The organism is Staphylococcus sp. GDY8P67P (assembly GCF_017892545.1).
Taxonomy (GTDB): Bacteria; Bacillota; Bacilli; order Staphylococcales; family Staphylococcaceae; genus Staphylococcus; species Staphylococcus ureilyticus.
The window spans coordinates 1-1,662 of sequence record NZ_JAESLH010000005.1 but is presented as its reverse complement, the minus strand read 5'-3'; the positions used below and the strand labels follow the sequence as shown (position 1 = coordinate 1,662).

Genomic DNA, 1,662 nt, shown 5'->3' with positions numbered 1-1,662 from the left:
TGAACTGCACCCTGTCAAGTAGACAGTGAAAAAAACAAAATGTTTATGGCTACCTTATATTTACGATATAAGGGTAGCCATTTTTAATGTTATTCTTTCTTGATTAAAAAATTCTATATATGAATTAATTGCTTTTATTGCTGTAGCCTTGTCTTTAAAAATCACTTTTTTTCTTCCTCTAAACAATTCACTTTTAATAGTTCCCCATACACCTTCCATAGGTCCATTATCTATGCAACATCCTGGTCGTGACATACTTTGTTTTATACCAAGTTGCTCTAACGTAACTTTAAATAATCTGCTTGTATATTGATATCCTCTGTCGCTATGCAAGAGTATACCTTCGGTATTCGGCACAAGTTTGACTGCTTTTTTGAGCGTATCTAATACAAATTTATTGTTATTTGAGGTACTTAATTTATGACTGATAATCTGTTTGCTGCCTAAGTCATAAATAGCACTTAAGTAAAGTTTTTTACCATTGCTGAGTTTGAATTCTGTAACGTCAGTTAACCATTTTTTATTTGGGATTTGTTCTTCAAATTTTCTATTTAATATATTATGTGCTGTAATTTCAGGTGTTGTTTTAATATATCGTTTTCTTTTAGGGCGGATAGTAGATTTTAGATTAAGTTGATTCATCAATCTATAGACACGTTTATGATTTACTTTTTGATGTAGTTTAAGTCTTAAATATATGTATATACGACGATATCCATATATGCCTTTGTATTTATTGTAGATATCAACGATATCTTTGATCAATTTTTGGTTTTCAATTTCTTTATTCGATGGTTTGCGATGTAACCATTTATAGTAACTTGAACGTGATATCTTTAATACTGAACATAACCAAGCTATCGGATAAAGGTTTTTAAATGCTTTTACCGTTTGGTATGATGCTTTTTGTCTGATGCCTGCTTCATCAACTTCCTTTCTATTTCTTCTTCCTTTTTTAAAACGTCATTTTCCATTTGAAGAAATTTATTTTTCTCTTTAAGTATCTTAATTTCAGCTTTTAATGCCTCTTCAGGTGTTAATACAGACTGGGGTTTCCCTTTTCCACGTCCATCTTTAAGCCCATCATACCCATGCAAGTTGTACTTTTTTACCCAGTTATATACTTGGCTATAATTGATGTTAAAATGATTTGCTGTTGTCTTATACGATTGGCCATGATTCATATAATAATCAACGATTTCTACACGATCTTCAAATGTTAATGATTTATATTTCAATTGATACACCTCGGGTTTTGGAGAATATGTTTTTAATATTTTACCCGATAAATACTTTGAAATCCATTTGTTTACAGTTGAAGTAGTGGGGATATTATATTTAACAACTAAATCAGTTAAAGATAGGCCATCATTTATATATTCGTGCACAACTTTAAGCTTAAATTCATTTGAGTAGGTATTATTTCTCTGAATTGGTAAAAGCACCTTTATTCCATGCTTCTTAAATTTATAATAGTTAATCAATAATATTCTAGGAGAACAATTTAAATTTAATTTTTGAATTACATTTTTCATACTATATCCTTCTTCATATAAGCTGAAAGCTTTTTGATAAGTTTCAGGTGATAATTTTCTATGAGTCATAAAAAAACTCCCTTCAAAGTTTACATTTTTAAGTGTCTACTTTGAAGGGAGCATATCA

At 29.6% G+C, this 1,662-nt stretch carries 1 protein-coding gene; it reads right to left on the bottom strand.

The annotated features are described in order from the left end of the window. Window positions 1-60: 60 nt before the first annotated feature. Window positions 61-1,604, bottom strand: a protein-coding gene (locus tag KA833_RS14055) for an IS3 family transposase (RefSeq protein WP_481906374.1) whose coding sequence is annotated in 2 segments (ribosomal slippage) — window positions 61-927 and window positions 930-1,604 — 1,542 coding nt in all. Because the reading frame shifts where the segments join, the coding sequence is not laid out codon by codon here. Window positions 1,605-1,662 lie beyond the last annotated feature (58 nt).